We start from the raw sequence: 6,790 nt of genomic DNA, 5'->3' as shown, positions 1-6,790 counted from the left end.
TTAAAAATAAAGTATTGCGCAAAAATGTCAAGATATAGCTTGCGGACAGGCAGAGACGCCTGTCCTACCAACAGTATGGCAGGCCTCCGTGCCTGCTACGTACATTTCTTTTGGTTCCGGCTTGTCCGGGTTAGGGTATTGGGGTCAGATAAAATATTGGGTAATATAGCGCACAGCCAAGGAGCTGATAACGAACCCTAACATGAGTTTGATCCATTTTTGGGGGACAAATTTTTGGGCCCGGGCCCCTAAATACATCCCGATAAGGCCGCCGGCCCCAAAAAGAAATCCCAAAAGCCAATCCGGAGCGGTGGCCATCCCGGGTTGAGCCGGGATAGTGCTATAGAAAATAACCCCGGCGATAGAGGTCAAAAAAGTTCCCAGCAGGGAGGCTCCAGCCACGGTATAAACGGGTAAACGAAAAACGGCTACGCAAAAAGGGGCGATTATAGCGCCACCACCGATACCATAGGTGCCGCCGATAATCCCAACCACGAAGGCCAATAAAAACATGGCCAGGGTACTAAAAGAAAACCGTTCTCCCCAAAATTCGTATTCCACCCGGGAAAAGGAGAAGTGGATTGTTTTGATTACGGCCTCGGCCGGCAGGCCGGCAGCCATTCGGGTGTTCCGGTTTTCTTTTAATTCTTTGGTTCGCTGGTTGAATTTGTCTTCCAGGGCCTTCATTTCCTTTTTCCCTCTCTGAGAACGGCCGGACATCTCATAGAGGAGACGGACCCCTATGTACAGGAGTACACAACCAACGAACAATTTAAAGGCCTTGGGATTGGGCAGATAAAGGACTCGTAAATAATATCCGATAAAAACCCCGGGCAGGGTTCCAACAATTACCACCCAGGTCAGAGGCCAGGCCATTCGCCCCTCTTTAAGATAACGATAGACCCCGCTGGGAATGGCCACAATATTAAAAACAAAATTGGTAGCGCTGACCGAAGGGCTGGTAAAATTCAAAAAACTGACTTGAAAGGGTAAAAGCAGAAAAGCCCCGGACACCCCGCCCATGGAGGTAAAAAAAGAAACGATCAGGGCCACCAGGGGCGGGATGAATAGATAGGTTTTAACTCCGGAAACAGGAAAAATCCAATAGAAACTTTCCATATCTAATCCATTGTAAAAGTCGTATTAAACCCTCATGCCACGCTTAGGGTGTGGCACCACGAAACATGAAAATAGGTTTCGCCGAACGCTGAACGTTATTTTCGTATTAAACCGGCTGATCCAGGGTGTAATTGCCGGCCAGGAAGTTTTTAGCCAGGGCTTCCACACTGGCCTCACTATGCATCAGCATATCCATTTGCCGGGTATATAAAAGCAATCGGCCGACCTGGTCTAATTTTTCTTCGATCAGGGGACATTCATATTTTTGGAAGCGGGCATCGACCCGATCTCCGTTGACTTCAACGACAAAATCCAGATGTTGCAGGATCAGGGCAATGGCCCGGACGCGGCGGTTACGTCGGGTGTCATCAGCCGCCCCTCCCTTGAAAGAAAAGGTAATGTAATTCATATTGACCGAAGGGCCGCAATAGGAATCCAGGACGCTGTAGTGGTAGCCCACCCGGGAACTGAAATTGAGATATTTATCGGAAATAATAGCATAGCTGCGATCTCCAAAGCGTTCGTTGCCGGCCTGGGGCGGGGCCATCATCTGTTCTCGCATCACCGAAAAAAATCCGGAAAAACTCACCGGCCTTATTTGAGGGTACTGAAAGACCTCCAGGGTCATTCCCCGCAACAGGGCCTTAAAAGGCACGGAGACGATGTCCTGGACCGCAACTTTTTTTAAAATCTCCTGTTCCCGCCTGCTGCTCAAGCCCCCTCCCAGGTCAATGACATGAAGATCCAAAGGGATCATCGCATCCAGTTTGAAGGCAAACCCCTCTTTCCCCGAGACCAGGTCACTGAGCTGAAACATCTCCGAATAGGAACGTTCGTGGACCAGCCTTCCGATATCATGGAGGGTCTGACAAAACTCCGGGGTAAAGTTAGGGGCCTTGGGGTCAGTCAAATATAAGGGCACAATCAGGTCGGCTATTCGGCGCAGGGATTGATAGACCGGGGTTTCTTTCATGGGGGATTCCGGGGTCTTCTGAAACGACAACAGCTCGGGGACCTTTCCCTGATAAACCCTCCCGGAATAGGCATCGACGGTAATTTCCATCCCGCTGGGTATGCTGGAGGTTGCTGTCTTGGTGTCCAGAATACAGGGCACGGCAAATTCCCTGGCCAGAGAAGCCATGTGGCCGGTGACGCTTCCCAGATCGGTCAGGATAGCCCGGGCCTTTTTCATGACAATCACAAACTGGGGAGAGGAGTGTTTGGCTACTAAGATGGCGCCATCAGGGAAATGGACCAGGTCTTCTTCTGATTGGACCTGAAAGGCCGGCCCGGACCCGATTCCGGGAAAGACGATGGCCCCATCTTCCACTAATAGGGGATAATCAGGGATCAATGGGATGGACTTAGGACCTTTTTCCGGAGACCAAAGATGGAGGGGACGGGATTGAAGGATGAGAAGATGACCGCTCTGGTCCAGTGCCCATTCAATATCCTGAGGGCTTTTATAATGGGCCTCCAATCTCAAGGCATAATCGGATAAGGTGCTGATCTGGTCGGGTGAAAGACAGGGGATATCCTGGTATTCAAGAGGAACGGCTATTTCTATGGTCCCCCCATCAGGGCCATTGATCAGTTGAACCGCTTTATGGGAAATGGCCGTGACCAGGATATTAAAAGACCGGTCCTTGGCCACGGTATAGGCATCCGGGGTAATTCGGCCTTCCACGGCATAGGGTCCCAATCCCCAGACGGCCGTGATGGTAATATTATCCTCGAAAAGATTTACCGGATGACGGGTGTAGATTACACCGCTGGCCAGTGAATCGATCATCTCGATGCAGGCCACACCCATGGCGATGTCTTCATCCCGGATCCCTTTATTCAGGCGATAGGAAATGGCCCGGGGTGTATACAAACTGGCTACGACCTGCTTGTAGGCATCGATTAATTGATCGGGGGTAACATTTAATAAGGACCGGTATTGACCGGCAAAAGACAGTTCGCTGTCTTCACCGATGGCACTGCTGCGCATGGCTATTCTTGGGGACCGGACATTTGACCCGGCCGGCTCCATTTTTTGGACCATTTGATCATAAGCCAGATGAATGGCCTGCCCTAACGGGTCAGGGATTGGGGCAGAAAGAATCAAGTCCTGGATTTCCCGGCTGGCCTGATTGATGGTTTCCGGATTGGTTGGATCGATTTTCATTTTTTTGTTATTGATCTCTTCAAAAAGATCGTTGTGAGAAAGAAAAAAGGTAAAGGCACTGGTTGTGATGGCAAACCCTTCAGGGATGGGGAGTTTGAGTTGACTATGAATTTCCCCGAGGTTGGCATTTTTCCCCCCCACCCAGTCCACCATCTCCTTATTGATCCGGGAATAGGGCAGGGTCGGTTCGATAGCAGGAGGTTCTTTTTTCTGGCCCAATTCGGTTTGGATTTTTTGTTTAATTTGTTCCAGCACTTCAAAGAGTTGACCATATCGATGGTTGGATAAATCGTCCAGATTCTTAACCATCCTTAAAACATGGAAGATGGCCCGGGCCGATTGGGTCCTGACATAGGACATGCCGAAAACGTCACGTCCCCTGAGTTTTTCTTCCATATCCGAAATGACCTTCAGGAACTGGGTATTGGAATCGATCAGCATCTTAAAGGAAGAATATTTAAATCGAAAAAGAAGGGCCAGGTAATCCTTGGAAGGCACCTTGGAGCGGGATTTCCATTTATTAAATAGGTTTAGTCTTTTTATCATTTGAAGGAAATATAATTAAGAACAAGGGATATTGCAATATTTTCTTCAGGGTCTGGTTTTTAAGCGGGAATCCAGACCTGGCCTATCCAATTTTCTCTTGACCCATTTTTCCAGCTCCACGGCCCAGAAGACCATGGTGGAAAGGACCAGGGTAATCATTAATTCATTGAAGGTTAACGGGGCGGTTTTAAATATGGGGTTGAGAATAGGCCAATAAATGGCAGCCATTTGAAGGGCAAAGGTCAAAAGTACGGCCCCTAAAAGAGGCTTGTTGGATAATATCCCTTGACGGAACAGGGATTCTTTCTCGGATCGGATGGCCAGAACATGGCCCAATTGGGTCAGACAGAGCACGGTAAAAACTATTGTTTGCCAGTGGCTGTTTCCAGTTTTGATGAACCAGGCCTGAGCCAGGAGGGTTAGGGCGCCCATTAAAAAACCAACCCAGACGGCATGAAGGCCCAGGCCGTGGGCAAAAATACTTTCTTCCGGATGCCGGGGGGGGCGTTTCATCACATCGCCTTCTTCCGGTTCAACGGAAAGGGCCAGGGCCGGAAGCCCGTCGGTGACCAGGTTAACCCAGAGGATATGAATAGGCAGGAGCGGGATAGGCAGTCCTACCAAAGGGGCCAGAAAGAGGGTCCAGAGCTCGCCGGAGTTAGTGGTTAACAGATACTTGATGAATTTTCGGATATTATCGAATATCTTCCGTCCTTCTCGAACCGCCTTGACAATAGTGGCAAAATTATCGTCCAGAAGGATCATATCGGCGGCTTCCTTGGAGACATCGGTGCCGGTGATGCCCATAGCGATCCCGATATCGGCCCTTTTCAGGGCCGGGGCATCATTGACCCCGTCACCGGTCATGGCAATGAACTGTCCTTTTTCCTGGAGGGCTTTGATTATTTTTAATTTCTGTTCCGGGGCCACCCGGGCATAAACCCGGATCTGCTCCACCTGGTTGTTAAAGGCCTCCTGAGGCAATTTTTCCAGTTCAGGTCCGGTCATCACCGCCTGTGAGCCGTCCTCAATCATACCCAATCTTTTGGCTATGGCCCTGGCCGTAACGGGATGGTCCCCGGTGATCATGACCGGTATGATCCCGGCCGTCCGGCATAAACTAATAGCCTCTTTAGCTTCCTCTCTCGGGGGATCCATCAGACCTGCCAAACCTAAGATGGTCAGCCCGGTTTCAATAGATTCAGAGACTGCCTCTTCCGGAAGGGTTGTCCAGCGACGCATGGCCACACCAATGACCCTTAAGCCCTCAGCGGCCATTTCTTCATTGATTAAATTAATTTGATTTTCTCCCAAGGGCCTGAGCCCTTCAGCGGTCAGGATATGGCTGGATTTATCCAACAGAACATCCATCGCCCCCTTGGTAAAGGAGATGTATTTCGAACCTTGCCCTTCGATACCGGTCAGTTCGTGGATGGTGGTCATGCATTTTCTGTCGGCATCAAAGGGTATTTCTCCTTTTCGGGGAAAGGCTTTTTCGATTTCCTTTTTGTCAAAGCCTTTTTCCCTGGCAATTGTAAATAAAGCGAGTTCCGTCGGATCGCCGATCCCTTGTCCGTTACTGTCCACCTGGGCATCATTATTCAAGGCCAGGGCGGTCAAAAAAGCAGGGAACGGTTGAAGATCCTCTTTTATCCAGCCAAGGACAAGGGGCTTACCCTCCGAACTCTGAACGCCAAACTCCGAACTCCGAACTAACGCCCCACCCACAAAGACCTTTTCCACCGACATCCGATTCAAGGTCAGGGTCCCGGTTTTATCCGAACAGATATAGGTCACTGAACCCAGGGTTTCGACCGCCGGGAGTTTCCGGATCAAGACATTTTGTTTAACCAGTTTATTGGCCCCCAGGGCCAAAGAGATGGTGACTACGGCCGGGAGTGCTTCCGGGATAGCAGCCACGGCCAAAGAAATGGCCGTAAGCAACATCAAAAGGGGGGGTTCAGCCCTTAACAGCCCTACGAAAAATATAAAGGCGCAGATGAAAAGGACGGTCAGGGCCAGCCTTTTGCCGAAACCGGCCAGTCTCTTCTGAAGGGGGGTTTTTACCTCCTTTTCATCCCGAAGCAGGGCAGCGATCTTGCCCAGTTCTGTTTCCATGCCGGTGCCGACTACCACCCCGCGGCCCCGGCCATAGGAAACGATAGTCCCTTTGTAGACCATATTTTTCCGGTCACCCAGGGCCAATGTCTGGTCATGAAGGGCCTGAATCTGTTTTTCCACCGGAATGGACTCTCCGGTTAAAACCGCCTCTTCGACCTTTAATCGGGCACCTTCTATCAGCCTCAAATCAGCCGGCACCACATTGCCGGCCTCAAGAAAAGTAATATCTCCGGGAACAAGCCGGGAAGCCGGTATCTGGGTAGGCTGCCGGTCTCTTAAGACCACAGCAAAGGGGGCCGCCATTTTTTTCAGGGCCTCCATGGCTTTCTCAGCCCGAGATTCCTGGATAAAGCCGATGACCGCATTGAGGATGACGATAACTACAATGGCCAAGGTGTCGGAGGGCTCCCCAATGATTCCGGAGATAATGGCCGCAGCAATCAACACCAGGATCATGAAGTCCTTGAACTGATCAAAGAACATCATGATCCTGGTTTTTTTCTTCTTTTCTTTGAGTTCATTGAGGCCATAGTGCTCCAGGCGCCTTTGAGCTTCTTCTGAAGAAAGGCCCTGAAGGGATGAGTTGAAATCTTCTATGACCGTATTTATTTCTTTTTGATGCCAGTGCAAGTCGATCACTTTTAAAACCTTTTTTCCTTCCAAAAAAAAAGACCCTTACCTCGATGTTTTTCATCGTGATAAAGGTCTCGCTTGTTAGTATCTCCTAACCAGCGGTACCGGTCCCGAAGCAAAGGACGTGATGACGATAGCCGCTGCTAAGCTACTCCCCTTTATGAGTCGCTGCTCTTATTAAATGCCTAAGCCAAAAATTCC

3 protein-coding genes are annotated in these 6,790 nt (G+C 50.0%); all 3 read right to left on the bottom strand.

Features of this window, described 5'->3' with window-relative positions; genetic code table 11:
- Positions 1 to 144: 144 nt before the first annotated feature.
- The gene (locus HY879_28260) at positions 145 to 1,119 is read right to left on the bottom strand and encodes a sulfite exporter TauE/SafE family protein (protein MBI5607245.1); all 975 of its coding nucleotides are present in this window, start codon (positions 1,117 to 1,119) and stop codon (positions 145 to 147) included.
- Between the two features lie 106 nt (positions 1,120 to 1,225).
- On the bottom strand, positions 1,226 to 3,835 hold the full coding sequence (locus tag HY879_28255; GenBank protein ID MBI5607244.1) for a phosphoenolpyruvate synthase: 2,610 nt from the start codon (positions 3,833 to 3,835) through the stop codon (positions 1,226 to 1,228).
- A 45-nt stretch (positions 3,836 to 3,880) separates the two neighbouring features.
- Positions 3,881 to 6,586: a cation-translocating P-type ATPase gene (locus tag HY879_28250; GenBank protein MBI5607243.1), complete on the bottom strand. Its 2,706-nt coding sequence runs from the start codon at positions 6,584 to 6,586 to the stop codon at positions 3,881 to 3,883.
- Between the last annotated feature and the right edge of the window lie 204 nt (positions 6,587 to 6,790).

The sequence above is a fragment of the Deltaproteobacteria bacterium genome (assembly GCA_016219225.1).
Lineage (GTDB): Bacteria > Desulfobacterota > RBG-13-43-22 > RBG-13-43-22 > RBG-13-43-22 > RBG-13-43-22.
Note: the sequence above shows the minus strand (reverse complement) of the source record. Positions and strands in the feature narration are given on the sequence as shown.

What these genes read in the sequence shown, in the direction of transcription:
- HY879_28260 (MBI5607245.1), bottom strand. Translation starts at nt 1,119, where the DNA reads ATGGAAAGTTTCTATTGGATTTTTCCTGTTTCCGGAGTTAAAACCTAT.
- HY879_28255 (MBI5607244.1), bottom strand. Translation starts at nt 3,835, where the DNA reads ATGATAAAAAGACTAAACCTATTTAATAAATGGAAATCCCGCTCCAAG.